27 protein-coding genes are annotated in these 25911 nt (G+C 72.7%); 7 read left to right on the top strand and 20 right to left on the bottom strand.

Annotated elements, in window-relative coordinates:
• Window positions 1-2 precede the first annotated feature (2 nt).
• The 3 genes from GV155_RS09855 to GV155_RS09845 are packed head-to-tail and all read left to right on the top strand — an operon-like array spanning window position 3 to window position 4520.
• Complete coding sequence (locus GV155_RS09855) at window positions 3-1031, top strand: cyanophycinase (protein WP_160007531.1); 1029 nt, start codon at window positions 3-5, stop codon at window positions 1029-1031.
• Window positions 1028-3799 (top strand): cyanophycin synthetase, encoded by a 2772-nt coding sequence (gene cphA / locus GV155_RS09850; protein WP_160007529.1) that lies wholly within the window; start codon window positions 1028-1030, stop codon window positions 3797-3799. The genes GV155_RS09855 and cphA overlap by 4 nt, the downstream gene beginning before the upstream one ends.
• Before the next feature lie 19 nt (window positions 3800-3818).
• Entirely contained in the window at window positions 3819-4520 is a 702-nt protein-coding gene (locus tag GV155_RS09845) for a YwaF family protein (protein WP_201300131.1), read from the top strand.
• Between the two features lie 5 nt (window positions 4521-4525).
• On the opposite strand, the gene GV155_RS09840 is transcribed toward GV155_RS09845, so the two are convergent.
• The 4 genes from GV155_RS09840 to GV155_RS09825 all read right to left on the bottom strand — a co-directional run bounded on the left by GV155_RS09840 (window position 4526) and on the right by GV155_RS09825 (window position 8117).
• Window positions 4526-6268, bottom strand: coding sequence for a Mur ligase family protein (locus GV155_RS09840; protein WP_160007527.1), 1743 nt, complete (start codon window positions 6266-6268; stop codon window positions 4526-4528).
• A gap of 42 nt (window positions 6269-6310) precedes the next feature.
• A complete protein-coding gene (gene fabI / locus GV155_RS09835; RefSeq protein WP_160007525.1) occupies window positions 6311-7084 on the bottom strand; it encodes an enoyl-ACP reductase FabI in 774 nt (257 codons plus the stop codon).
• Between the two features lies 1 nt (window position 7085).
• On the bottom strand, window positions 7086-7826 hold the full coding sequence (locus GV155_RS09830) for a beta-ketoacyl-ACP reductase (protein ID WP_160007523.1): 741 nt from the start codon (window positions 7824-7826) through the stop codon (window positions 7086-7088).
• A gap of 75 nt (window positions 7827-7901) precedes the next feature.
• Window positions 7902-8117, bottom strand: coding sequence for a dodecin (locus GV155_RS09825; RefSeq protein ID WP_160007521.1), 216 nt, complete (start codon window positions 8115-8117; stop codon window positions 7902-7904).
• Window positions 8118-8207: 90 nt separating this feature from the next.
• On the opposite strand from GV155_RS09825, the gene GV155_RS09820 reads away from it, so the two are divergent.
• Window positions 8208-8522 carry a DUF3099 domain-containing protein gene (locus tag GV155_RS09820; protein ID WP_160007519.1) on the top strand — a complete coding sequence of 105 codons (315 nt, stop codon included), beginning with the start codon at window positions 8208-8210 and terminating at the stop codon, window positions 8520-8522.
• Window positions 8523-8524: 2 nt separating this feature from the next.
• Window positions 8525-8734: an acetone carboxylase gene (locus tag GV155_RS09815; protein ID WP_160007517.1), complete on the top strand. Its 210-nt coding sequence runs from the start codon at window positions 8525-8527 to the stop codon at window positions 8732-8734.
• A gap of 7 nt (window positions 8735-8741) precedes the next feature.
• Here the strand turns inward: GV155_RS09815 and moaA are convergent, their stop codons facing one another.
• Window positions 8742-9740, bottom strand: a complete 999-nt coding sequence (gene moaA / locus GV155_RS09810) for a GTP 3',8-cyclase MoaA (protein ID WP_160007515.1) — start codon at window positions 9738-9740, stop codon at window positions 8742-8744.
• An 89-nt stretch (window positions 9741-9829) separates the two neighbouring features.
• Here moaA and GV155_RS09805 point away from each other — a divergent pair, with 89 nt between their 5' ends.
• Window positions 9830-10636 (top strand): SURF1 family cytochrome oxidase biogenesis protein, encoded by an 807-nt coding sequence (locus GV155_RS09805; RefSeq protein ID WP_160007513.1) that lies wholly within the window; start codon window positions 9830-9832, stop codon window positions 10634-10636.
• 41 nt (window positions 10637-10677) lie between these two features.
• On the opposite strand, the gene GV155_RS09800 is transcribed toward GV155_RS09805, so the two are convergent.
• The 3 genes from GV155_RS09800 to GV155_RS09790 form a co-directional block, all read right to left on the bottom strand.
• The gene (locus GV155_RS09800) at window positions 10678-12558 is read right to left on the bottom strand and encodes an ABC transporter ATP-binding protein (protein WP_160007511.1); all 1881 of its coding nucleotides are present in this window, start codon (window positions 12556-12558) and stop codon (window positions 10678-10680) included.
• 109 nt (window positions 12559-12667) lie between these two features.
• Entirely contained in the window at window positions 12668-13459 is a 792-nt protein-coding gene (locus GV155_RS09795) for an enoyl-CoA hydratase/isomerase family protein (RefSeq protein ID WP_160007509.1), read from the bottom strand.
• A gap of 51 nt (window positions 13460-13510) precedes the next feature.
• Window positions 13511-15109 (bottom strand): ABC-F family ATP-binding cassette domain-containing protein, encoded by a 1599-nt coding sequence (locus GV155_RS09790; RefSeq protein ID WP_160007507.1) that lies wholly within the window; start codon window positions 15107-15109, stop codon window positions 13511-13513.
• 91 nt (window positions 15110-15200) lie between these two features.
• Here GV155_RS09790 and ypfJ point away from each other — a divergent pair, with 91 nt between their 5' ends.
• Window positions 15201-16154 (top strand): KPN_02809 family neutral zinc metallopeptidase, encoded by a 954-nt coding sequence (ypfJ, locus tag GV155_RS09785; RefSeq protein WP_160007505.1) that lies wholly within the window; start codon window positions 15201-15203, stop codon window positions 16152-16154.
• Window positions 16155-16175: 21 nt separating this feature from the next.
• On the opposite strand, the gene GV155_RS09780 is transcribed toward ypfJ, so the two are convergent.
• From GV155_RS09780 to GV155_RS09725, 12 genes are all read right to left on the bottom strand, one after another.
• Window positions 16176-17099, bottom strand: a complete 924-nt coding sequence (locus GV155_RS09780) for a phosphotransferase (RefSeq protein ID WP_160007503.1) — start codon at window positions 17097-17099, stop codon at window positions 16176-16178.
• A 77-nt stretch (window positions 17100-17176) separates the two neighbouring features.
• Window positions 17177-17812 carry an acVLRF1 family peptidyl-tRNA hydrolase gene (locus GV155_RS09775; RefSeq protein WP_160007501.1) on the bottom strand — a complete coding sequence of 212 codons (636 nt, stop codon included), beginning with the start codon at window positions 17810-17812 and terminating at the stop codon, window positions 17177-17179.
• A 404-nt stretch (window positions 17813-18216) separates the two neighbouring features.
• Window positions 18217-18735 carry an ASCH domain-containing protein gene (locus tag GV155_RS09770; RefSeq protein ID WP_201300130.1) on the bottom strand — a complete coding sequence of 173 codons (519 nt, stop codon included), beginning with the start codon at window positions 18733-18735 and terminating at the stop codon, window positions 18217-18219.
• 10 nt (window positions 18736-18745) lie between these two features.
• Window positions 18746-19156 (bottom strand): metal-sulfur cluster assembly factor, encoded by a 411-nt coding sequence (locus GV155_RS09765; RefSeq protein ID WP_160007499.1) that lies wholly within the window; start codon window positions 19154-19156, stop codon window positions 18746-18748.
• Complete coding sequence (gene sufU / locus GV155_RS09760) at window positions 19153-19629, bottom strand: Fe-S cluster assembly sulfur transfer protein SufU (protein ID WP_160007497.1); 477 nt, start codon at window positions 19627-19629, stop codon at window positions 19153-19155. The genes GV155_RS09765 and sufU overlap by 4 nt, the downstream gene beginning before the upstream one ends.
• On the bottom strand, window positions 19629-20906 hold the full coding sequence (locus tag GV155_RS09755) for a cysteine desulfurase (RefSeq protein WP_160007495.1): 1278 nt from the start codon (window positions 20904-20906) through the stop codon (window positions 19629-19631). Before GV155_RS09755 ends, sufU begins: the two co-directional genes overlap by 1 nt.
• A 53-nt stretch (window positions 20907-20959) precedes the next feature.
• Window positions 20960-21730, bottom strand: coding sequence for a Fe-S cluster assembly ATPase SufC (sufC, locus tag GV155_RS09750; RefSeq protein ID WP_160007493.1), 771 nt, complete (start codon window positions 21728-21730; stop codon window positions 20960-20962).
• A gap of 34 nt (window positions 21731-21764) precedes the next feature.
• A complete protein-coding gene (locus GV155_RS09745; RefSeq protein WP_160007491.1) occupies window positions 21765-22103 on the bottom strand; it encodes a non-heme iron oxygenase ferredoxin subunit in 339 nt (112 codons plus the stop codon).
• Window positions 22100-23296, bottom strand: coding sequence for a Fe-S cluster assembly protein SufD (gene sufD, locus GV155_RS09740; RefSeq protein ID WP_236554237.1), 1197 nt, complete (start codon window positions 23294-23296; stop codon window positions 22100-22102). The genes GV155_RS09745 and sufD overlap by 4 nt, the downstream gene beginning before the upstream one ends.
• A 58-nt stretch (window positions 23297-23354) precedes the next feature.
• On the bottom strand, window positions 23355-24773 hold the full coding sequence (gene sufB / locus GV155_RS09735) for a Fe-S cluster assembly protein SufB (protein ID WP_160007487.1): 1419 nt from the start codon (window positions 24771-24773) through the stop codon (window positions 23355-23357).
• The gene (locus GV155_RS09730) at window positions 24770-25432 is read right to left on the bottom strand and encodes a helix-turn-helix transcriptional regulator (protein WP_160007485.1); all 663 of its coding nucleotides are present in this window, start codon (window positions 25430-25432) and stop codon (window positions 24770-24772) included. The genes sufB and GV155_RS09730 overlap by 4 nt, the downstream gene beginning before the upstream one ends.
• 74 nt (window positions 25433-25506) lie before the next feature.
• Entirely contained in the window at window positions 25507-25911 is a 405-nt protein-coding gene (locus tag GV155_RS09725) for a hypothetical protein (protein WP_201300129.1), read from the bottom strand.

The raw sequence follows: 25911 nt of genomic DNA, 5'->3' as shown, positions 1-25911 counted from the left end.
CCATGCCCCGAGGTCCCCTTCTCGTCGTCGGAGGTGCCGAGGACAAGCTGCGCCGACGCACCATCCTCCAGCGCTTCGTCGATCTCGCCGGCGGTCCGGACGCCCGGATCGCGGTGATCCCCACCGCCTCCTCCCTGGGTCCCGAGATCGTCGAGGTCTACGACGCCCTGTTCCGCTCCGCCGGCGCCGGTGAGGTCGTCGCCGTGCGTCCCGAGAGCCGGGAGGACAGCCACGACCCGGAGCTGGTCGCGCGCCTCGACTCCTGCACCGGCGTCTTCATGACCGGCGGCAACCAGCTGAAGCTGTCCAGCATCGTCTGCGGCACCCCGGTCGGCGAGGCCGTCCGGGCCGCGCACCAGCGCGGCGCGGTCGTCGCCGGCACCTCGGCCGGTGCGAGCATCCAGTCCAGCCACATGGTCGCCTTCGGCGTCGGCGGCACCACGCCCAAGCAGCGGATGACGCAGGTCGCCGCGGGCCTCGGGCTGATCGACTCCACCGTCGTCGACCAGCACTTCGACCAGCGCAACCGGTACGGCCGGCTGCTGATGATCGTGGCCCAGTCCCCCCAGCTCCTCGGGATCGGCGTGGACGAGGACACCGCGGCCGTCGTCGAGCACGTCGAGGTCGACGGCGAGGACCACGAGGTGCTGAGCGTGCTCGGGCGCGGTGCGGTCACCATCTTCGACCCGGCCCGGCTGACCACGAACGCCTACGAGGCCCGCCGCTCGGCCCCGCTGCTGGCCAGCGGCGTGGTGCTGCACGTGCTGCCCGAGGGCAGCCTGTTCGACCTGACCACGCGCAGCCTGGTGCCGCCGGAGGTCGTGGTCGACCCCGGCGAGGCCGACGAGCTCGCCGCCGCCGGCAGCGACCTGCGCGCCCTGGCCCGCGACATCGCCGCCGGCGACGCCTCCCCCGGCGCGCTGCGCCGCCGCCGCGCCCGCTCGCAGGTGCGCCCGGCCCCCCGCGACGCCCACGACCTGGCTCCCGCAGCTCCCGCAGCAGCACCGATGACCGGAGGAGACCCCGCATGAGCGGACGCCCCAGCCCCGACCTCGCGATCACCGAGACCCGCGTCTACCGCGGCGCCAACGTCTGGTCCTACGACCGGGCGATCCACCTGGTGGTCGACCTGGGATCCCTCGAGGAGTTCCCGACCAGCACCCTGCCCGGGTTCACCGACCACCTGATGACGATGCTGCCGGGCCTGCGCGAGCACTCCTGCTCCCGCGGTCGCCGCGGCGGGTTCGTGGAGCGGCTGCACGAGGGCACCTGGCTGGGCCACGTGGCCGAGCACTGCGCCCTGGCGCTGCAGCAGGTCGTGGGGCACGACGTACGCCGCGGCAAGACCCGTGCCGTCAAGGGCACCACCGGCGTCTACAACGTCATCTACGGCTACGACGACGAGCAGGTCGGCCTGGCCGCGGGCCGTCTGGCCGTGCGCCTGGTCAACCACCTGGTCGAGGCCGACCCGGAGTTCGACTGGGAGGCCGAGCTGGAGTCCTTCATCCGCCGTGCCCAGCGCACCGCCTTCGGCCCCTCCACCCAGGCCATCCTCGACGAGGCGATGAGCCGCGACATCCCGTGGATCCGGCTCAACCAGTACTCCCTGGTCCAGCTGGGCCAGGGCGTCCACGCCAAGCGGATCCGGGCCACGATGACCTCGGAGACCTCCGCGATCGCCGTGGACATCGCCTCGGACAAGGACCTCACCACCCGCCTGCTCGGCGCAGCCGGGCTGCCGGTGCCCAAGCAGGAGTCGGTGCGCACGGCCGACCAGGCCGCCCGGGTCGCGGTCCGGATCGGCTTCCCCGTCGTCGTGAAGCCGCTCGACGGCAACCACGGCCGTGGGGTCTGCCTGAACCTGGAGGACGAGGCCGAGGTCCGTGAGGCCTTCGAGACCGCCAAGGGCGAGTCGAAGCGCGGCGTGGTCGTCGTCGAGTCGTTCGTGACCGGCAAGGACTACCGCTGCCTGATCATCGACGGCCGCGTGGCTGCGATCGCCGAGCGGGTGCCGGCCTCGGTCACCGGTGACGGCATCAGCACCGTCGAGCAGCTGGTCGACACGGCCAACGCCGACCCGCGCCGGGGCGTGGGCCACGAGAAGGTGCTGACCCGGATCAAGGTCGACGCCGCCGCCGAGGCGCTGGTCGCCGACCAGGGCTTCGAGATGACCGCGGTCCCGCCCGAGGGCCAGGTCGTGAAGCTGGCGCTGACCGGCAACATGTCGACCGGCGGCATCTCGATCGACCGCACCCTCGAGGCGCACCCCGAGAACGCCGAGATCGCCGAGGAGGCGGCCCGGATGATCGGCCTCGACATCGCCGGCATCGACTTCATCTGCCCCGACATCACCGAGCCGGTCCGCGAGACCGGCGGCGCGATCTGCGAGGTCAACGCGGCCCCGGGCTTCCGGATGCACACCCACCCGACCATCGGCGACCCGCAGTTCATCGCCAAGCCGGTCGTGGACATGCTCTTCCCGCCGGGTACGCCCTCGCGGATCCCGATCGTGGCCGTCACCGGCACCAACGGCAAGACCACGACGTCCCGGATGATCAGCCACATCTTCAAGGGCATGGGCCACAAGGTCGGCATGACGTCCACCGACGGCGTCGTCATCGACGAGCGGCTGCTGATCCGCGCCGACGCCTCGGGGCCCCGTTCGGCCCGGATGGTGCTGCAGAACCCCCGCGTCGACCTGGCGGTCTTCGAGGTCGCCCGCGGCGGCATCCTGCGCGAGGGCCTCGGCTACGAGCGCAACGACGTCGCGGTGGTGCTCAACGTCGCCCCCGACCACCTCGGCCTGCGCGGCATCGACACCGTCGAGCAGCTGGCCGACGTCAAGGCCGTGCTCGTCGAGGCGGTCCCCCGCGACGGCCACGCCGTCCTCAACGCCGACGACCCGCTGGTGCGGGCGATGCGGCGACGCTGCTCCGGCCAGGTCGTGTGGATCTCCATGGACGAGCCCGGCTCCGAGACCCGCGACATGATCGACGCCCACTGCCGCCGCGGCGGCAAGGCGCTGGTGCTGAACCCGTCGGAGCGCGGCGAGATGATCGTGGTCAAGCACGGCCCGCGCGAGATGCAGCTGGCCTGGACCCACCTGCTGCCGTCGACCTTCGCGGGCCGGGCCCGGATGAACGTGCAGAACGCGCTGGCCGCCGCGGCCGCCGCCTTCGCCACCGGCGCCCCGCTGCACGACATCCGCCAGGGCCTGCGGACGTTCTCCACCAACTACTACCTCTCCCCCGGCCGCCTCAACGAGGTCGAGGTCAACGGGGTCAACGTCGTCGTGGACTACTGCCACAACGCGCCGGGCATGAAGATGCTCGGCGACTTCGTGGACCGCACCGGCGACTCCATGGAGTCCTCGCACGCCCTGGCCCGGCCGTCGCGGATCGGCGTCATCGCCACCGCCGGCGACCGGCGCGACGAGGACATGCGCGAGCTCGGCGTGATCGCCGCCCGCCACTTCGACGTCGTGGTCGTCCGCGAGGACAACCAGCTGCGCGGCAAGGAGCGCGGCTACGTCGCCGACCTCGTCACCGACGGCGTGCGCTCGGCGATGGAGGACGGCGCCCGGTGCAAGCAGGTCGAGGTCGTCCTCGACGAGATCGAGGCGGTGCGCCACGCCATGTCGCGCGCGAACGCCGGCGACCTGCTGGTGCTGTGCGTCGACAAGCACGCCGCGGTGATGAGCGAGCTGGAGAACTGGTCCCCGCAGGCCCAGGCCGGTTCGGGGGTCACCGACGAGTCCTCGCCGGGCGCCGACCCCGACTACTACACCGCCGACGCCTGAGCGGGCGCCGGACCCACCCGTGGACGGCTTCACGACGTTCGGCACCCAGCACCTGGTGATGCTCGCCGTCGCCGCGGTCGGGCTGGTGCCCGCGGTGCTGGTCGGCCGGAGCCGTCGCGACGAGGCCGCGCGGCGTCGGAGCAGCCGGGTGCTGGCCGTCGTCCTGGTCGTCGTCCTGGTCCCGCTGCAGGCCCTCGACTTCCTGCCGGGGCAGTACGACGTGGCGACCACCCTGCCGCTGCAGCTGTGCGACCTGGCTGCCGTGGCGGCGGTGGTCGCGCTGTGGACGCACCACCGCTACGCCGTGGGCCTGACCTACTACTGGGGCCTGCTGCTGACCACGCAGGGCCTGCTCACCCCGGCGCTCGACACGGCGTTCCCGTCGATCAAGTTCCTGGGGTTCTGGGCCCTGCACCTGCTGGTCGTCTGGGCTGCGGTGCACCTGACGTGGGGTGTCCGGCTGCCGCCGACCTGGCGCGAGTACGCCACCACGGTGGCCACCACGCTGGTCTGGGCGGGCGTGGTCTACGTCTTCAGCGACGCCACCGGCACCAACTACGGCTTCCTGGTGCGCAAGCCCGAGGGGTCGGTGCTGGACGCGCTCGCCGCGTGGCCGACCTACCTGGGCCAACTGGCCGTGATCGTGCTCGTGCTGTGGGCCCTGATGACGCTGCCGTGGACGCTCGTGCGGCGCCGCCGGCGCGTCGCTCAGCCCGCCTGACCGGCCTAGCCGGCCTGACCCGCCTGGCCGGCCTGGGCCGCGCGGACCTTCTCCCGCAGCACGTCGGGACCGTCGGGCGTGCCGCCGGCCGAGGCGATCCAGTCGTAGCACTCCTGGCGCTCGGCGTGGCACATCAGACCGACCACGTCGCCCGGCCCGGCCTGCGCGACGAGCGCGACCAGCGACTCCAGCTCGGTGTCGTAGGACGCGACGTCGTCCGGTCCGAGGCCGACGTGGCCGAGGCCCTCGCGCAGCCAGGCGTCGAGCTCGGCCTGGGTGCGGTCGCGGAAGTACTTCGCCTTGTGGCCGATCGCCACCAGGTCGGCGTCGCGCCCGGCGATCTCGCCGAGGGACTCGATCAGCTCGCGGGTGCGGTCGCCGACGACGCCGAGCCCGAGGAGGACCCGGCCCTGCGTGCCCAGCACGCCGCGCATGATCTCGACCATGGCCTCGAGACCGACCTCGTTGTGCGCCAGGTCCATCACGACCGTGACCGGACCGCGGTCGGTCGGCACCGTGAAGAAGTTCATCCGGCCCGGGTTGTGCTCGGCGTCGGGGGTGAAGTCGCGCAGCCCGGCGACCACGTCCTCGCGGTCGAGGCCTGCGGCCAGGGAGGCCGACGCGGCGGCCAGCGCGTTCTCGACGTTGAAGCGGGACAGCCCGCTCAGCGTCATCGGGACCTCGACCAGCTCGACCAGCGGGTCGGGGTCGGCGTCGGGGCGCAGCACGCAGATCCAGCCGTCGATCACGGTCGTGACGCGGCCGCCGACGTCGAGGGTCTCGCGGACCGCGGGGCCGTCGGGGTCCCGGGTGAAGATCCACCAGCGCGCCCGGGTGGTCCGCCGCATCGCGTGCACCCGCGGGTCGTCGGCGTTCAGCACCGCCCAGCCGTCCTTGCGCGTGATCCACGGGACCACCGCCTTGACCTCGGCGAGCTGGTCGACGGTGTCGATGCCGTGCAGGCCGAGGTGGTCGGCTGTGACGTTGGTGACCACGGAGACGTCGTTGTGGACCAGGCCGATGCCCTTGAGCAGGATCCCGCCGCGGGCGGTCTCGGTGACGGCGAAGTCGACCTCGCGGTGGGCCAGGACCCGTCCGGCGCCCGAGGGACCGGAGTAGTCGCCGGCCTCGACCAGGACCCCGTCGACGTACACGCCGTCGGTGTTGGACCAGCCGACGTGCCGCCCGGCCTGGCGGGCGACGTGGGCGACCATCCGGGAGGTGGTCGTCTTGCCGTTGGTGCCGGTCACGGCGACCACCGGCACCCGCGGGCGGATCGTGGTCGGTCGCGGACCGGGCTCCACCCGTCGTACGGCCTCCGCGGCGTCGGCGACCAGGTCCTCCAGCGCCGCGGCGTCGGGGGCGGTCCGGGCGGGCAGGCCGTCGAGCACGCCGGCGACGGCCTCGCCGAGGGCGCGGGCGCGGCTGCGGTCGCGCCAGGGGTAGGCCACCACGATCCGGGCACCGTCGCTGGTGGGGCGCACCCGGATGCCCAGCCGGGTCGTCCCGGCTTCGCGGGCGACCTGGCGGACCAGCTGCTCGACCACGCGCAGCACGGCGCGCTGGCGGAAGCCGCTGCCAGGCGCGCCGGGCCGGACCCGGGTGAGGCCGACCCGCGTGGCGAGCCGGCGTACGGCGTCCTCGGGGGCGTCGGAGAGCACGCCGGTGTCGAGGGTCAGCTTGATCGCCGCACGGGGGAAGTAGAGGTTCGGTCCTTCCAGGACGCGCAGCTCGACGAGGGAGGTCATCGACCGCACGCTACCGGCGGGGACCGGACGGGCGCGGAGGGGTCAGGCGCCCATCGCGTGGAAGCCGCCGTCGACGTGGACGATCTCGCCGGTGGTGGCCGGGAAGAAGTCCGACAGCAGCGCGCACACGGCCTTGGCCGTGGGGCCCTGGTCGGTGTTGTCCCAGCCGAGGGGGGCGCGGTCGCTCCACATGTTCTCGAGCTGCTCGAAGCCGGGGATCGCCTTCGCGGCCAGCGTCTTGAGCGGGCCGGCGGAGACCAGGTTGACCCGGATGCCCTGGGGGCCGAGGTCGCGGGCCAGGTAGCGCGAGGTGGACTCGAGCCCGGCCTTGGCCACGCCCATCCAGTCGTAGGCCGGCCAGGCGACGGTGGCGTCGAAGGTGAGGCCCACGACCGAGCCGCCGTCGCTCATCAGCGGCGCGCAGGCCACGGAGAGGGACTTCAGCGAGTAGGCGGAGACCTGGACCGCCTGCGCCACGTCGGGCCAGGGTCCCTCGAGGAACTTGCCCCCGAGCAGCGTCTCGGGGTTGCCGAAGGCGATCGAGTGGACGACGCCGTCGAGGCCGTCGACGTGCTCACGGACCGCGTCGGGCAGCGCCGCGAGGTGCTCGTCGTCGGTGACGTCGAGCTCGAGCACCGGCGGGGTGACCGGGAGCCGCTTGGCGATGCGCCGGGTGATGCCCAGCGCCCGGCCGAAGTTCGAGATCAGGACGGTGGCGCCCTGCTCCTGCGCGATCCGCGCGGTGTGGAAGCCGATGGAGGAGTCCATCGTCACCCCCGCGACCAGGATCCGCTTGCCCTCGAGGAGTCCCGCCATGTCAGTGTCCCATCCCTAGTCCGCCGTCGACCGGGATCACGGCCCCGGTCACGTACGCCGCGTGGTCGCCGGCCAGCCAGGTCACCGCGCCGGCGACCTCCTGCGGGGAGGCGTAGCGCCCCAGCGGCACCTGCTGCTTGATCGCCGTGCGCTGCTCATCGGTGAGCACGCCGGTCATGTCGGTCTCGACGTAGCCGGGGGCCACGACGTTGGTGGTGATGCCGCGGGAGCCGAGCTCGCGCGCCATGGAGCGAGCCATCCCGACCAGGCCGGCCTTGGAGGCGGCGTAGTTGACCTGGCCCGGCGAGCCGAGCATGCCGACCACCGAGGAGATCAGCACGATCCGGCCGCGCTTGAGCCGCAGCATCCCCTTGGACGCCCGCTTCACCAGGCGGAAGGTGCCGGTGAGGTTGGTGTCGATGACCGACGACCAGTCCTCCTCCGACATCCGCAGCAGCAGGGTGTCGTGGGTGATCCCGGCGTTGGCGACGAGGACCTCGACCGGCCCGTGCGCCTCCTCGACCGTGCGGAAGGCGGCCTCGACGGCCTCGGGGTCGGTCACGTCGCAGCGCACGTCGAGGGTGCCGTCGGGGGCGCCGCCGTTGCGGGTCGTCACGGCCACGCGGTCGCCCTGGGCCACGAAGGCCTCGGCGATGGCGCGGCCGATGCCGCGGTTGCCGCCGGTCACGAGGACCGAGCGGCCGGACGGGGCCTCGGGTGGTGCGGGGGTCTCGTCGGTCACAGGCAGCGACGCTAGCGACTACCGGCCGGTAGCCCTAACGCCGTGGCCGGTCCGGGACCCGTCCGGCGGGGCGGTCTACTCGTCGTCCTCGAGACGGAAGCCGAGCTTGATGCCGACCTGGTAGTGCTCGACGGTGCCGTCCTTGATCTGGCCGCGGACCTGGGTCACCTCGAACCAGTCGAGGTGGCGCAGCGTCTGGCTGGCGCGCTCGACGCCGTTGCGGATCGCCTCCTCGATGCCCACGGGGGACGTGCCGACGATCTCGGTCAGGCGGTAGGTGCGGTTGCTCATGCGCGGAGCGTACGCGCGCACGGGACGAGGGGTGACGCGTCCCACCCCTGTGGGCCCGGATGGTCGGAACCACCGACGTAAACTTCGACCATGGCCCGAACCCCGCACGACGACGGCGCGGTCCGCATCACCACGGCCGCCACCAGCCGCTCCGCGGACATCGCCACCCGGCAGAAGCGCTACCTGTGGTCGATGAGCCTGCGGTCGCTCTGCTTCGTGGGCGCCGGCCTCGCCGCGCTGGCCGGGATCGGGTGGCTGTGGCCGATCCTGATCGCGGGCGCGATCATCCTGCCGTACATCGCGGTGGTGCTCGCGAACGCGGCCACGACCCGTACGGACGTCTTCGAGCTGCAGCAGGTCATCGCCACCGACCGCCAGCTCGGCCCTGCCGGTCCGCGCGACTGATCGTGGAGCCGGACGTCTGCTCGGCCAAGGGCTGCCGCACGCCCGCGGAGCACCAGCTGCGCTGGAACAACCCGAAGCTGCACACCCCGGACCGTCGCAAGACGTGGCTGGCGTGCGAGGCGCACCGCGAGCAGCTGGAGCACTTCCTCGGCTCCCGCGGGTTCCTCAAGGAGACGGTCCCCCACGTGCCGGACGGCCTCGAGCCGACCTGAGCGGCTCCTAGCCGCCGATGGCCGACATCGGCCGGTCCGGCTGCAGGAACGTCACGTCGTCGATCCCGTGGCCGGCGGCCTTGGTGCCCATCGCCACGACCCAGCGGTCGGCGATCTCCTCGTCGGTGGCCCCGCTGCGCAGCGCCGTGCGCAGGTCGGACTCGTGGCGCGCGAAGAGGCAGTTGCGGACCTGGCCGTCGGCGGTGAGCCGGACCCGGTCGCAGTCGCCGCAGAACGGGCGGGTGACCGAGGCGATGACGCCGACCGTGCCGGGCCCGCCGTCGACCAGGAACTTCTCGGCCGGGGCGCTGCCGCGCGGCTCGACCGCCGGCGTCAGGGTGAACTTCTCGGCCAGGCGGGCGAAGATCTCGTCGGCGGTGATCATGCCCTCGCGGCTCCAGCCGTGCTGGGCGTCGAGCGGCATCTGCTCGATGAAGCGCAGCTCGTAGCCGCGCTCCAGGCACCAGCCGAGGAGCTCGGCGGCCTGGTCGTCGTTGGTGCCGCGCAGCAGCACCGCGTTGACCTTGACCGGGCCCAGGCCCGCGGCGTCGGCGGCGGCGAGCCCGGCCACGACGTCGTCGAACCGGTCGCGGCGCGTGATCTCGAGGAACGTCTCACGCCGCACCGTGTCCAGGCTGACGTTCACCCGGGCCAGGCCGGCGGCCGCCAGCGCGGCGGCGTTGCGCTGCAGGCCGAGGGCGTTCGTGGTGATCGACTGCTCGACGGTGGGGTCGAGGGCGTGGACCTGCCCCACGATGCCGACCAGGCCGCGGCGGATCAGCGGCTCGCCCCCGGTGTAGCGGACCTCGCGCACCCCGAGCATCTGCACCCCGATCCGGACGAGCCGGACGACCTCGTCGTCGGTGAGCACCTCGTCGGTCGGCAGCCAGTCCAGGCCCTCGGCGGGCATGCAGTAGTTGCAGCGCAGGTTGCAGCGATCGGTAAGCGAGACGCGGAGGTCGCTGGCGACGCGGCCGAAACGGTCCTCGAGCGGGCGGGTCTGCATCCCCCCACTGTAGGGCCCCGGCGGTTGGTCGACGGTCTGCCCGGCGGTCGGGACGCCACCGTGTGGGAGCGCTGGATAACCTGGGCCCCGTGAGGTCGCTGCGGTTCCTGCTCAGCCGACGCTGGGTCCTCCTGGCGCTGGCCATCGCCGTCGTCGCGTATGCGACGTGGTGGCTGGGCGGGTGGCAGTTCGACCGGCTCGCGGACCGCAAGGACTCCAACGAGGTCATCCGGGTCAACGAGGAGCGCGATCCCGCCCCCGTCGAGGACGTCCTCGCCCCCGGTGGCGATGTGGGCGACAGCGACGAGTGGCGCGTCGTCAGCGCCACCGGTGAGTACGACGTCGACGACACGGTGATCGTGCGGTACCGCACCCGCGACGGCGCCGCCGGCGTCGACGTGGTGGTCCCCCTGGTGACGGCGGACGGCACCTCGCTGCTGGTCGACCGCGGCTGGCTGGCCACGGAGGCCGCCGGCACCGCACCGCCCTCGGTCCCCGAGCCGCCCGCCGGGGAGGTCACCGTCACGGGCTACGTCCGCGCCGACGGCGAGGGCGACAGCACCGGTGTCGTGGACCAGCAGACCCGGGCGGTGAACAGCGCGAGCATCGGTGAGGCCCTGGACCGGGAGGTCTACGGCGGCTTCGTCGAGCTCCGCTCCGAGGACCCGGGCCCGGCCACGCCGCTGGAGCCGGTCGAGCTGCCCGAGCTCGACAACGGCCCGCACTTCTTCTACGGCCTCCAGTGGTGGTTCTTCGGCCTGCTGGCCATCGGCGGCTTCGGCTACCTCGCCTACGACGAGTGGCGTCGCGGCGGTCCCCGCGGCCCCCGGCGTACGTCGTCCCGCCCGCGCGCCGAGGACCCGGCCGACGAGCCGTCCCCCGCCGCCCGCGCCTGACGCCGGGCAGCGAGCCGGCCGCCCGGGCGGCGGCCCCGTGGTCAGCGGGCGGTGACGACCTCGTCGGTGGTGAACTGGGTCCGGTAGAGGTCGGCGTAGAGGCCGCCGCGGGCCAGCAGCTCGGCGTGGGTGCCCCGCTCGACGATCCGGCCCTGCTCGAGCACCAGGATCAGGTCGGCGTTGCGCACGGTCGAGAGCCGGTGGGCGATGACCAGGGAGGTGCGGCCCTCGAGCGCGGCGTCGAGCGCGCGCTGGACCGCGGCCTCCGACTCGCTGTCGAGGTGGGCGGTGGCCTCGTCGAGGACGACCAGGGCCGGGGCCTTGAGCAGCAGCCGGGCGATGGCCAGCCGCTGCCGCTCGCCGCCGGAGAGCCGGTAGCCGCGGTCGCCGACGACGGTGTCGAGCCCGTCGGGCAGGCTGCGGATCATCGGCTCGACCTGGGCGGCGCGCAGCGCCTCCCAGATCTCCTCGTCGCTGGCCCCGGGCCGGGCGTAGGCGAGGTTGGCGCGGATCGTGTCGTGGAACATGTGGGCGTCCTGGGTGACGTACCCGATGGTGGCCTCGAGGGACTCCAGCGTCACGTCGCGGACGTCGTGGCCCCCGACGCGTACGACGCCCTCGCGCGGGTCGTAGAGCCGTGCGACGAGGTTCGTGACCGTCGTCTTGCCGGCGCCCGACGGACCGACCAGGGCGACCATCTGGCCGGGCTCGGCGGTGAAGGACAGGTCTCGCAGGACCGGGCCGCTGTCCTCGCGGCTCTCCTTGCGCGCCACCGACTCCAGGGAGGCCAGGGAGACCTCGTCGGCCCGGGGGTAGCGGAACGACACGTGGTCGAGCTCGAGGCTCGACGAGCCGGCCGGCAGCACCGCGGCGTCGGGCTTCTCCTCGACCAGCGAGGGCAGGTCGAGGACCTCGAAGACGCGGTCGAAGCTGACCAGCGCGGTCATCACGTCGATGCGCACGTTGGCCAGGCCCTGCATCGGCCCGAGCAGGCGCAGCAGCAGCGCACCGAGGGCGATCAGGGTGCCGGGCGAGAGCTGCTGCTGGATGGCGAGGTAGCCGCCGACGCCGTAGACCAGCGCGGTGGCCAGGGACGGCACCAGCGTCATCGCGGCGAAGAAGAGCCGCGTCAGCAGCGAGATCCGCACGCCCAGGTCGCGGACCCGGTCGGCCTTCGCGGCGAAGAGGGCGTCCTCGTCGCTGCGCCGGCCGAAGAGCTTGAGCAGCATCGCCCCGCCCACGCTGAACCGCTCGGTCATCGCGTTGCCGAGGTCGGCGTTGCCGTCCATCTGGTCGCGGCTCATCCCCGCCAGGCGGCCGCTGACCCAGCGCGAGGTCAGCAGCAGCACCGGGAAGAGCGCGAGGCACAGCAGGGTGACCTGCCAGCTCAGGGCCAGCATCGTCACACCGACCACGACGACCGAGACGGCGTTCGACACCGTGCCGGACAGCGTGGACGTGAAGGCCCGCTGGGCGCCGATCACGTCGTTGTTGAGCCGGCTGACCAGGGCGCCGGTCTGGGTGCGGGTGAAGAACGCCAGCGACTGGCGCTGCACGTGCGCGAACACGCGGGTGCGCAGGTCGTAGATCAGGCCCTCGCCGATCCGGGAGGACAGGTAGCCGCTGACCACCGACATCGCGGCGGTGAGCACGGCGAACAGGGCGATGCCGGAGGCCAGCAGCGCCACCACGGACACGTCACCGGCGAGGACGCCGTCGTCGATGACGCGCTGGATCAGCAGCGCCGGCACCACGACGAGGGCGGCGTCGAGCACGGTGAAGAGCAGGAAGAGGGCGATCAGGCGCCGGTGCGGTCGCGCGAAGGCGACGACGCGGCGCAGCGTCTGCCGCTCGATCTTGTTCTCGACCGCGGACCGGTCCGAGCGCAGGTACCGGAAGGAGGCACCGCCGCCACTGCTCATCAACGACAACACGTCCTCCGGTCAGGCTCGAGGACGCCGCCTCGTCGCGGCGCCATGGGCAGAACCCCGCGGGGGGTCCGCTTGTTCCGTGCCGACCTCGGCCCGGGCGTCAGCCGGGGCCTCCGGCGGCCAGGGCCCGGAACCGGCGCACCTGGGCCTCCCGCTCGAGGCGGCACTGCTCGCCGAGGTCGCGGGCGGTGGCGTCCTGCAGCAGCGCCTTGGTCTCGGCCGCCACGTCGGGCAGCGGGCCGAGCAGCGCGGAGACCAGCTCCTGCACGGCGTCGTCGAGCCCGTCGGCCGGGACGCTGCGCAGCGCGAGGCCGATCGCGACGGCCTCGGGGCCGTGCACGGTGCGCGCGGTCGCGCAGAGCTCGAGCGCGCGGGCGTACCCGACGGCCTCGACGAGCGGCTTGGTGCCCGCGAGGTCGGGCACGAGGCCCAGCGCGGACTCCTTCATGGCGAAGCCCACGTCGTCGGCCACGACCCGCAGGTCGCAGGCCAGCGCGAGCTGGAACCCGGCACCGATCGCGTGACCGTGCACCGCGGCGACCGACACGAAGCGCGGGTCGCGGAGCCAGGTGAACCCGGCCTGGTAGTCGGCGATGGTCGCGGCCATCGCGGCGTCGTCGAGCGCGAACAGGTCGCCGACCGCCTCGACGCCCTCAGGGGCGTCACCCGGTCGCAGCAGGCTGCGGTCGAGGCCGGCGGAGAACGACGAGCCGGCCCCGCGGACGACGACCACGCGCACCGTGCGTGGCAGGTCCGCTCCGAGAGCCGCCAGCGCGCGCCACATGGTGGGCGTCTGGGCGTTGCGCTTCTCGGGGCGGTCGAGGGTCACGGTGGCCACCGCACCGTCGAGGTCGAGGCGGAGCCCGGCACGGGCGAGGTCGTCGGGGCTCATGGCCGCGAGTGTAGGCAGCGGCACCGACAACCTGCCCCGGACGCCCGGGGGTCAGGCCAGGGAGACCAGGTCGGCGTAGTCGGGGCTCCAGAGGTCCTCGGTGCCGTCGGGCAGGATCAGCACCCGGTCCGGCTCCAGGGCCAGCACGGCGCCCTCGTCGTGGGTCACCAGCACGATCGCGCCCTGGTAGGCGCGGATCGCGCCGAGGACCTCCTCGCGCGAGGCCGGGTCCAGGTTGTTGGTGGGCTCGTCGAGCAGCAGCACGTTGGCGCTGGAGACGACCAGCGAGGCCAGCGCCAGGCGGGTCTTCTCGCCGCCGGAGAGCACCGCGGCCGGCTTGTGGGCGTCCTCGCCGGAGAACAGGAACGACCCGAGCACGCTGCGAGCCTCGGTGTCGGTGAGCTGCGGCGCGGCGGCCTGCATGTTCTCCAGCACCGTCCGGCTCGTGTCGAGCGTCTCGTGCTCCTGGGCGTAGTAGCCGACCTTGAGCCCGTGCCCGGGCAGCACCTTGCCGGTGTCCGGGGGGTCGACCCCGGCCAGGATCCGCAGCAGGGTGGTCTTGCCGGCACCGTTGAGGCCGAGGATCACCACGCGCGACCCGCGGTCGATCGCCAGGTCGACGTTGGTGAAGACCTCGAGCGAGCCGTAGGTCCGCGACAGCTCGGCGGCGGTCAGCGGGGTCTTGCCGCAGGGCGCGGGCGCCGGGAAGGCGATCCGGGCCACCTTGTCGTCGGCGCGCTCGGCCTCGACGCCGGCCATCATCTTCTCGGCGCGCTTCAGCATCGACTGCGCGGCCTGGGCCTTGGTGGCCTTGGCGCGCATCTTGTTGGCCTGGTCGGTCAGCGTCTTGGCCTTGGACTCGGCGTTGACCCGCTCGCGCTTGCGTCGCTTCTCGTCCGTCTCGCGCTGCAGCAGGTAGCGGCGCCAGCCCATGTTGTAGACGTCGATCGTGGTGCGGTTCGCGTCGAGGTGCAGGACCTTGTTGACGGTCTCCTCGAGCAGGGCGTTGTCGTGGCTGATCACCACGAACCCGCCCTGGTGGGCCTTGAGGTGGTCGCGCAGCCAGCCGATCGAGTCGGCGTCGAGGTGGTTGGTCGGCTCGTCGAGGATCAGCACCTCGGCGCCGGAGAACAGGATCCGGGCGAGCTCGACGCGGCGTCGCTGGCCGCCGGAGAGCGTCTTGAGCTGCTGGGCCAGGATCCGGTCCTGGATCCCCAGGCTGGCCGCGATCGTGGCGGCCTCGGCCTCGGCGGCGTACCCGCCGGCGGAGTGCAGGTCGGCGTCGGCGCGGGTGTAGCGCTTCATCGCCCGCTCGCGGACGTCGCCGTCCTCGCTGCCCATCTCCTCCTCCGCGGCCCGGAGCCGGCGGACGACCTCGTCCAGGCCCCGCGCGGACAGGATCCGGTCCCGGGCGAGGACCTCGGGGTCACCGACGCGGGGGTCCTGCGGGAGGTAGCCGACGTCGCCGGAGGTGGTGACCCGGCCCGCGGCCGGCTGGGCCTCGCCGGCGAGGATCTTGGTCAGCGTCGTCTTGCCGGCGCCGTTGCGCCCGACCAGGCCGACCTTGTCCCCGGGGCCGACGCGGAAGCTGACGTCCTCCATCAACAGGCGGGCGCCCGCGCGGACCTCGAGCTGGTGGGCGGTAATCATCTGGGTCACTAGTGTAGGGATCCCCGCGCACCGGCACGGTGCCGCGGGTCGACGTCGCGCCCGTGGTGTGACCCGGGACTCAGGAGACGGCGTGCGGTTCAACCCCAAGGCCCGGCTGGACACGCGACGCGTGCGCGACACCGGAGGGTCCCGCGGGCGTGCGAGCGCTGGTGCGAGCCGTCGCGCGGCGGGCGGCGCGACGCGTACGGGCCTGTCCCCCGGCATGATCGGAGGAGGCGGCATCGGGACCCTGCTCGTCGTGGGCCTGGTCTTCGTGCTGGTCCAGATCCTCGGGGGCGGCGGAGGCGCCGGCAGCGCGCTCGACGGGGCGCTGGACACGAGCCGGGTGGCCGGCACCGACCGGTACGCCTCCTGCGCGACCGGGGAGGACGCCAACACCTCCGTCGACTGCGCCCGGGTGGCGGTGGAGAACTCGCTGACCGACTTCTGGACCGACGAGCTGGGCTCCCGCTTCCGCGCCGAGGAGGCCCTGGTGACGTTCACGTCGTCGGTCGACACCGGCTGCGGTGGCGCGTCGTCGGCCGTGGGCCCGTTCTACTGCCCGGCCGACGAGACGATCTACCTGGACACGGACTTCTTCGACGAGGTCCTCGAACGCCGGTTGGGCGGGCCGGACGGCGGGTTCGTCGAGCCGTACGTCCTGGCCCACGAGTACGGCCACCACGTCCAGAACGTGCTCGGCACGATGGGCCGCGTGCGGACCCAGCAGGGCCCCACGAGCGACGCCGTCCGTCTCGAGCTCCAGGCCGACTGCTACGCCGGGATGTGGGCGGCCGCGGCCACCGCGACCGACGACGAGAGCGGCGAGGCGCTGATCAGCGAGTTGACCGAGCAGGACGTCGCGCAGGCCCTCGCGGCGGCGCAGGCCGTCGGCGACGACCGGATCCAGGAGCGCACGCAGGGCCAGGTGACCGAGGAGACCTGGACCCACGGCTCGGCGGCCTCGCGGATGCGGTGGTTCACCACCGGGTTCGAGCAGGGCTCGCTGGAGGCGTGCGACACGTTCGCGGCCAGCAGCCTCTGACCGCCCTCGCCGCCGGCGGGGTCAGCCGATCATGGCGTCGATCGCCTCGGACTGACGCTGCAGCGAGCGCAGGTAGGGCGCGACCGAGGGGTGCCGGAACTTGCCGGCCAGCGCGCCCTCTCCCGGGGCGACCCGTCCGAGCGCCCAGTCGGCCCGGGTGAGCGCGGTGTAGACGGCGGTGACGCGGGCCCCGAGCAGGACGTCGTCGGCGCTGGCGAGGTCGGTCGGCAGGCCGAGCAGGAACGCGTCGAGCAGGGGCGCCAGGTCCTCGCGCGCCGCCAGGGAGTAGTAGCCGAGGTCGCCGCCGACCGGGCCGGTGCCGAGGCTTCCCCAGTCGACGGCCAGGACGTCGTCGCCGTCGCGGCCCCGCAGGTTGGCCGGGGTCGGGTCACCGTGCTGGAGCACCTGGGGCAGGGCGTCGAGGCGGTCGAGCCAGGTCGAGCGGCGCGACCACAGGTGGTCGGCGACGTCCGAGACGGTGGTGCGGGCCAGGGTGGTCCAGCCGCCACGGGCGGACACCCGGCCGAGCCGGTCACGGAGCTGGTCGCGGGCCAGCGGCACCCCGGCGCGCGCGGCCTGCTCGGCCGACGCGCCGGCGAGCCGGCCGAGGGCGTGCGCCACGAACAGGCCGCTCGTGCACGCGTCCTCGACCCAGTCCTGGGTCACGGTGATCCCCTCGGCGTCCTCCTCGACCTCGAGGTGGCCGTCGGCCTGGCCGCGCACCCCCGGCAGCACGGCGGCCAGGCCACCGGCGAGGACGTCCGCCTCGCGGCGCCAGTAGGCGAAGTGGCGCGGGTCGGAGAGCTCCGGCAGGTCGTGCGGTCCGGGCACGGCCAGGCGCTTGACGACCAGCGCCCGCTCGGGCGTGGCCGTGCGCCAGACACCCACCGTCGAGGGGCCGGCGGCCCCGGGCAGCGGGTGCCAGCCGGGCTCGGGCAGCCACATGCTCCGGACGCTAGCCCGCCGGGGGGCTAGCGGTCGGCCCGCAGCGCGGGACACGCCGGGGCCGGGTCGGGGGCGGCTCAGGCGTTGACCACGCGGACCAGGCAGGAGGCCGCCCGGAGGGCGGCCTCGTCGAGCACGCTGCGGCGGGGGTCGGGGACGTCGAGCCACGGCTCGTGCACCTCCAGGCGACCTAGCCGGGGATCGGCGAGCACCTCCTCAACCGCGGCGCGGTCGCCGCCGACGACCACCGGCCCACCGTGCCGGGCGAGGTCCTCCAGGACGCGCGCGGCGTGGTCCGCGGCCGCCTCGTACGCCTGGCGCGCCTGGTTGTCGCGACGTCGCGCGAACCGCTGCTGCGACTGCCCGCCGGCCTTCGTACGACCCTGGACGTGGCGCTGGCCGACCTTGGAGGCGGTGGTCGTCGTGCCCCGCATCGCCGCGACGGCGAACCCGCCCTTGCGCACCAGCAGCAGGCCCCACTCCCCCGGCACGGCGTTGCGCACGGCGGCGGCGAAGGACCCCGCGTCGGCCGGCCCGTCGTACGCCCGTCCGAACGGAAGCCGGGCGGCGAAGCTCGACCCGTCCGCAGCCGACCCGACCAGCGCACCGTCGCCGACCTCCAGCACGAGCTCGCCGTGACGCACGCCGACGTTGTCGACCCACCGCTCCACCCGCCCCGGCGGGACGAGCACGGTGGCGGGCGCGGCGGTCATGGCGCCGACGCTAGCCGGACGCCGACGCTCCCCCACCGCTGGTCGAGGAGCGAGCGCAGCGAGCGTCACGAGACCCGTGCCCGTACGGCGCCTCGCGCCCACCGCTGGTCGAGGAGCGAGCGCAGCGAGCGTCACGAGACCCACGGCCCGTACGGCGCCTGCCGCCCGCCTACTGCCCGAAGACCAGCGGAACCAGGCGGCCGACCAGCACCCACCGGTGGTCGAGGAGCGAGCGCAGCGAGCGTCACGAGACCCGTGCCTGTACGGACGCGACGCTGCCTCACGTTCGTGTGGCCAGGAGCGCCCCGGTGCCACACGAACGTGAGGCAGCGCCCACCGGTGGTCGAGGAGCGAGCGCAGCGAGCGTCACGAGACCCACGGCCCGTACGACGCCTGCCGCCCGGTTACTGCCCGAAGACCAGCCGGAACCGCTCGAGCACGACCGGCATGTCCGGCTCGAAGCCACCGACGGACCCGGAGAAGAAGTCGGCGTGCACCCGGCGCCAGTGCTCCAGGGTGCGGTCGCCCTCGCCCTCGTCGCGGGCGTGGTCGGCCCCCACCTCGGAGAACGGGACGACGTCGACGGCGGTCGTCTCGACCAGCGCGCGGGGGTGGCCGGCGCCGTCGAGCACGATGCCCATCTCGCCGACCCGTGGCAACGGGTCGTCCCCCGCGTCGTAGTCGGCACGGGCGCTGGCGGTGGCGGTCTTGACCCCGTCGACGACGAGCTGGACCAGCTCGTCAGCCTGGGCGGGCGTGCGCCCGAACGACCAGGTCGGCGGGGTCACCGCCTCCAGGGTCGAGGAGGGCAGGTAGCCCGGCAACGTGGTCAGCTTGCCGCGGTGGCAGGCCAGCCCCCAGAACCGCTCGACCTCGCCCTCGTCGGGCGCGAACGGCTCGTCGGCGTCGGGCGCCTGCGTCACCTCGGCCCGCTCAGACGTTGAAGCCGAGGGCGCGCAGCTGCTCGCGGCCGTCGGGGGTGATCTTGTCCGGGCCCCACGGCGGCATCCAGACCCAGTTGATCGCGACGTCGTTGACCAGGCCCTCGAGCGCGGCGCGCGTCTGGTCCTGGATGACGTCGGTCAGCGGGCAGGCCGCGGAGGTCAGCGTCATGTCGATGACGCAGTTGCTGCCCTCGTCGACGTGCACGCCGTAGACGAGACCGAGGTCGACGACGTTGATGCCGAGCTCGGGGTCGACGACGTCCTTCATCGCCTCGGTGACGTCGTCCTCGCTCGGGGCGGCGCTGCCGGCCGGCTGCGCGGTGGCGGCCTCCGGTACGGGCGGCAGGTCGGTGTGGTCGGGGACGACCGTGGTCGCCTCGTCGGTCTTCTGCTCGGTCATGCTGACTCCTCCATCACGTTCGCGGTCGCGTCCTTCCAGGCCATCCAGGACAGCAGCGCGCACTTCACGCGTGCCGGGAACTTCGCCACGCCGGCGAAGGCGATCCCGTCCTCGAGGACGTCCTCGTCGGGGACGACCTGGCCCTTGCCCTGCATCAGCGTCAGGAAGTCCTGGTGGATCGCCAGGGCCTCCTCCACGGGCTTGCCGATGACCAGGTCGGCCATCACCGAGGTCGACGCCTGGGAGATCGAGCATCCCACGGCGTCGTAGGACACGTCCTGCACCACCGGGCCGTCGGGCCCGTCGGTGAGGTGGACGCGCAGGGTCACCTCGTCCCCGCAGGTCGGGTTCACGTGGTGGACCTCGGCCTCGTACGGGTCGCGCAGGCCCGCGTGGTGCGGGTTCTTGTAGTGGTCCAGGATGATCTCCTGGTAGAGCGCATCCAGGTCGTGGCCGCCGGTACTCGTCGTCATCACTGCCCCAACCGGAAGTAGGAACGGGTGTATTCCAGGGCCTCGACGAGCGCGTCGATCTCCTGGGGCGTGGTGTAGAGGTACGACGACATCCGCGTCGAGCTCTGCACCCCGAAGCGGGCGTGCGCCGGGCGGGCGCAGTGGTGGCCGGCCCGGACGGCGACGCCGCGCGAGTCGAGCACCTGGGCGATGTCGTGCGGGTGCACGCCGTCCAGCTCGAAGCTGATCGCTCCCCCGCGCTCCACGGCCGGGTCGGTGGGACCCATCACCCGCAGACCGGGGACGGTGGCGAGCCCGTCGAGGGCGTAGCGGGTGATCGCCTGCTCGTGCGCGGCGACGCGGTCCATGCCGAGGTCGCGCAGGTACTCCAGCGCGGCACCCAGCCCGACGGCCTCGACGATCGGCGGCGTGCCGGCCTCGAACTTGTGCGGGATGCCCGCGTAGGTCGAGCCCTCCATCCGGACGGTCTCGATCATCTCGCCGCCGCCGAGGAACGGCGGCAGCTGGTCGAGCACCTCGCGGCGGCCCCACAGCACGCCGATCCCGGTCGGACCGACGCACTTGTGGCCGGTGAAGACCAGGACGTCGGCGCCGGAGGCCACCACGTCGACCGGCATCTGCGGCACGGCCTGCGAGGCGTCGACGACCACGAGCGCCCCGACCTCGTGCGCGCGCCGGGCGATCTCGGCGACCGGGTTGACGGTCCCGAGCATGTTCGAGACCCAGGTCAGCGAGACCACGCGGGTGCGCTCGGTGATCAGGGAGTCGAGGTCGGACAGGTCCAGCTCGCCGCCGTCGGTCAGCCCGAACCACCGCAGCGTCGCGCCCGTGCGCTGCGTGAGCAGCTGCCACGGCACGATGTTGGAGTGGTGCTCCATCTCGGTGATAAGCACCTCGTCGCCGGCCCCGAGGGACCCGACCCGCGAGGACCAGTCACCCTCGGCCCAGGCCAGGGTGTTGGCCACGAGGTTGAGCGCCTCGGAGGCGTTCTTGGTGAAGATCACCTCGTCGCGCGAGGGCGCCCCGATGAAGGACGCCACGGTGTCGCGGGCCTCCTCGAACGCCTCGGAGGCCTCCGCACCGAGCTGGTGCATCGCGCGCGCCACGTTGGCGTTGTGGTGCTCCAGGTGGTCGACCATCCGGTCGATCACGCACTGCGGCTTCTGCGAGGTGTTCGCGCTGTCGAGGTAGACCAGCGGCTGGCCGCCCGCGAGGGTCCGCGAGAGGATCGGGAAGTCCTTGCGGACCACCTCGAGATCGGGGAGCAGGCCTTCCATCAGGTGTCCTCTCGGGTCGGGTGCGGGGGCGTACGGCGGTGGTGCGGGCGGACTCAGCCGTGGGCGGCGGCGCTGGCCTTGATGTACTTGTCGTAACCCTCGGCCTCGAGCTGCTCGGCGAGCTCGGGCCCGCCCTGCTCGGCGATCCGGCCGTCGACGAAGACGTGCACCTGGTCGGGCTGGATGTAGCGCAGGATCCGCGTGTAGTGCGTGATCAGCAGGACACCCTTGCCCGGCTGGGCACGGAAGCGGTTGACGCCCTCGGAGACGATCTTGAGCGCGTCGATGTCGAGGCCCGAGTCGGTCTCGTCGAGGATGGCGACCTTGGGGTTCAGCAGCTCGAGCTGGGCGATCTCGTGGCGCTTCTTCTCGCCGCCGGAGAAGCCCTCGTTGACCGAGCGGGTGCCGAAGGTCGGGTCGAGGTTGAGCTGCTCGAGCGCGGCGTTGACGTCCTTGACCCAGGTGCGGAGCTTGGGGGCCTCGCCGTCGAGGGCGGTCTTGGCGGTGCGCAGGAAGTTGGAGACCGACACGCCGGGGACCTCGACGGGGTACTGCATGGCCAGGAACATCCCGGCCCGCGCCCGCTCGTCGACGCTCATCGCGAGGACGTCCTCGCCGTCGAGGAGGACCTCGCCGCCGGTGATGTCGTACTTCGGGTGGCCGGCGATGGAGTAGGCCAGGGTCGACTTGCCGGAGCCGTTGGGGCCCATGATCGCGTGGGTCTCGCCGTCGCCGATGGTCAGCGTGACGCCCTTCAGGATCTCCTTGGGGCCGTCATCGGTGGCGACGGAGACCTGCAGGTCCTTGATCTCGAGGGTGCTCATCTGGTGGTTCTCTCTTCCGGTCGGTACGTGAGGTTCAGCTGGGACGGACGCCGTTGAGCGTCGTGGAGGTGTCGACGTAGACGTCGCCGTCGCGGACCTCGGTGGGGAACGTGGCGACCGGCTCGGTCGCCGGGAAGCCGGTCGGCTTGCCGGTGCGCAGGTCGAAGCGGGAGCCGTGCAGCCAGCACTCGATCTGGCAGTCCTCGACCTCGCCCTCCGACAGCGCCACGGCCGCGTGGCTGCACAGGTCCTGGACCGCGTAGACGTCGTCGCCGTCGCGGGCCACCGCGAGGGTCAGGTCGCCCACGTCGACGGCCAGGCCCTGGTCGGCCTTCACCTCGTCGAGCGCGCAGGCGCGGACGAAGCCGCTCACGTCGGGACCGGCTCGTAGCCCTTGAGCACGTTCTTGGCGAGCTCGTCCTCGACGGTGGCGGTCAGGCGCTCCTCGATCTCCGGGACGCCGACCTTGCGGATCAGGTCCTGGAAGAAGCCGTGCAGCACCAGGCGGCGGGCCTCCTTGTCGGAGACCCCGCGCGAGCGGAGGTAGAACAGCTGCTCGTCGTCGAAGCGGGCGGTCGCCGAGGCGTGGCCGGCCCCCTCGATCTCGCCGGTCTCGATCTCCAGGTTCGGCACGGAGTCGGCCTGGCAGCCCTCGGTGAGGACCAGGTTGCGGTTCTCCTCGTAGGTCTCGATGCCCTCGGCGACCTGACGGATCAGGACGTTGCCGATCCACACGGTGTGCGCGCCCTGACCCTGCAGCGCGCCCTTGTAGAGGACGTTGCTCTTGGTCTTGGGAGCGTTGTGGTCGGCGAACAGCCGGTGCTCGAGGTGCTGGCCCTCGTCGGCGAAGTAGAGACCGAGGAGCTCGGCCTCGCCGCCGGGACCGGAGTACTCGACGTTGGCGTGCATCCGGACCAGGTCGCCACCGAAGGAGACGCTGGTGTGGCGCACGGAGGCGTCCCGGCCGACCTGGATCGCGTCGCGACCCAGGTGCACGGCGTCGTCGTCCCAGTCCTGCAGGCTCAGCACGTTGACCTGCGAGCCCTCCCCGGCCAGCACCGTGGTGATCGCGCAGTAGCGCGCCGACCCGGTGTGCACCAGCACGACGGTGGCCTTGCTGTGGTGCCCGAAGCGCAGCACCAGGTGGCCCCAGACGAGGTCGTCGACCGACTCGCCGTGCAGGCGGATGATCACCGGCTCGTCGACCTCGGCCTCGGCCGGGACGTCGACCAGCGTCGCCCCGCCCGAGTTCGCCGCGGCCAGCGCCGCGGGGCGGTCGTTCGGGGCGATCTCGCCCAGCTCGCGCGCCTCGGCCTGGCTGATCGTGCGGACGGTGACGCCCTCGGGGACGCTCTGGTCCCAGGTCAGGCGGGCGTCGGACGCCTCGCCGTCGAGGAGGCCGCGCAGCCGCTTGAGCGGCGTGAAGCGCCACGTCTCCTCGCGCCCCGTCGGCACCGGGTGGTCGCCGAGGTCGTAGGAGGGCGGGGGGTTCAGGTGCGAGACGATCCGCGGACGGTCGTCCTGCTCCAGCGCGGCCTGCACGCTCTCGCGGGCAGCATCGGTCACAGTCACAAGCCTTCGGTGTCCTTCTGGTTCGGGGGTGTGCGGGGCGGGACGGGCGGCGTCAGCCGACCGCGCCCTCCATCTGCAGCTCGATCAGGCGGTTGAGCTCCAGGGCGTACTCCATCGGGAGCTCCTTGGCGATCGGCTCGACGAAGCCGCGCACGATCATCGCCATCGCCTCGTCCTGCTCCATGCCCCGCGACATCAGGTAGAACAGCTGGTCGTCGGAGACCTTCGAGACGCTGGCCTCGTGGCCCATCGCGACGTCGTCCTCGCGGATGTCGACGTAGGGGTAGGTGTCCGAGCGGCTGATCTGGTCGACGAGCAGCGCGTCGCACAGCACGTTGGACTTCGAGCCGTGGGCGCCCTCGTTGACCTGGATCAGGCCGCGGTACGACGTGCGCCCGCCGCCCCGTGCCACCGACTTGCTCAGGATCGAGCTCGAGGTGTGGGGGGCCGCGTGGACCATCTTGGCCCCGGCGTCCTGGTGCTGGCCCTCGCCGGCGAACGCGATGGACAGGGTCTCGCCCTTGGCGTGCTCGCCCATCAGGTAGATCGCGGGGTACTTCATCGTCACCTTGGAGCCGATGTTGCCGTCGACCCACTCCATCGTGGCGCCGGCCTCGCAGGTCGCGCGCTTGGTGACGAGGTTGTAGACGTTGTTCGACCAGTTCTGGATGGTCGTGTAGCGGCAGCGGCCGCCCTTCTTGACGATGATCTCGACGACCGCGGAGTGCAGCGAGTCCGAGGAGTAGATCGGCGCGGTGCAGCCCTCGACGTAGTGCACGTAGGCGTCCTCGTCGACGATGATCAGCGTGCGCTCGAACTGGCCCATGTTCTCGGTGTTGATCCGGAAGTAGGCCTGCAGCGGGATGTCCACGTGGACGCCCTTGGGCACGTAGATGAACGAGCCGCCCGACCACACCGAGGTGTTCAGCGCGGCGAACTTGTTGTCGCCGACCGGGATCACGGTGCCGAAGTACTCGGCGAACAGCTCCGGGTGCTCCTTGAGCGCGGTGTCGGTGTCGAGGAAGAGCACGCCCTGCTCCTCGAGGTCCTCGCGGATCGAGTGGTAGACGACCTCCGACTCGTACTGCGCGGCGACGCCGGAGACGAGGCGCTGCTTCTCGGCCTCGGGGATGCCGAGCTTGTCGTAGGTGTTCTTGATGTCCTCGGGGAGGTCGTCCCAGGTCGCGGCCTGCTTCTCGGAGGACCGCACGAAGTACTTGATGTTGTCGAAGTCGATGCCGCCGAGGTCGGAGCCCCAGGTCGGCATGGGCTTGCGGTGGAAGAGCTTGAGGCCCTTCAGGCGGAGGTCCAGCATCCACTGGGGCTCCGACTTGAGGTTCGAGATGTTGCGCACGACCTCCTCGGAGAGACCGCGCTTGGCGGTCGCGCCCGCGACGTCGGAGTCGGCCCAGCCGAACTCGTACCGGCCGATGCCCTCGAGCTCGGGGTTGCGCTCGTCGATGGTCGTCATGAGATGACCTGCTCCTTCATGTCGGGTACTGCGGTCGGGATGCACGTGGTGCAGACCCCGTCGCCCTGGGCGATCGTGGCCAGGCGCTGGACGTGGTGGTCCAGGACCCGGCTGATCGCCTGGGTCTCGGCCTCGCACAGCTGGGGGAACTCGTGGGCCACGTGGGAGACGGGGCAGTGCTGCTGGCACAGCTGCTCCCCCACGGGGCCGTCGTGGACGGAGGCGACGTAGCCCTCGTCGGTGAAGACGCGGGCCAGCACCTGCGCCGGGCTGAGGTCGGGCCGGGTGTCGCTGACCTCGGTGAACCGTTCGCCGACGAAGGCGACCCGGCGCTCGGCGAAGGCGCGCACGGCGTCCTCGCCCCCGGTCTCGGCCAGGAAGCGCAGGGCCTGGGCGGCCAGGTCGTCGTAGGCCTGGTCGAAGCCGTCGCGCCCCTCCGGCGTCAGCGCGAACGCCTTCGCCGGCCGTCCGCGGCCACGCAGGGCACCGGGGCGGGGGTCGCGTGCCTCCACCGCGCCCTCCTCGACCATCTGGTCGAGGTGGCGGCGCACGGCGGCGGGCGTCAGGGACAACCGCTCGGCCAGGTCCGCCGCGGTGGACGGACCGTGGTCGAGGATGGACCTGGCGACACGTTGTCGGGTCGTCCGGTCGATTTCCACAACGTCAGTGTGCCTTTATTGCCGGGAGCCGTTCAAGTAAGGACACCCTCACTCGCCTCACCCGCCCCCCGGGGTCAGGACGGCCCGGGCCGGGTCCTCCGCAGCCACAGCAGCCCCAGCACCGGCAGCACCAGCGGGACGAACCCGTACCCCTGCCCGAAGTGGGACCAGACGGTGGGCTCGGGGAAGAGGTCGGTGCGGGCGAGGCTGAGCGCGCCCACCACGACCACCCCGACCAGCTCGACGCTGCAGGCCGCCACCGCGACCCGCCAGGCCCGCGCTCCACCGCGCAGGAGGCTGGCGGTGGCGACGACGTAGACCACGGCCGCGAGCAGCGAGAGGCCGTACGCCAGCGGCGCCCGCTCCGCCTCGGTGGCCAGCTGGAAGACCGACCGGGCGGTCGCAGCGGCGGCGAAGACGCCGTAGACGAAGACCAGGGTGCGCCCGGCGCCGGAGGACAGGTCGGTACGACGTGCCAC

Origin of the sequence: Nocardioides sp. AX2bis (assembly GCF_902506435.1) — a bacterium.
GTDB lineage: Bacteria > Actinomycetota > Actinomycetes > Propionibacteriales > Nocardioidaceae > Nocardioides.
This window is presented reverse-complemented; position numbering and strand designations above follow the sequence as displayed.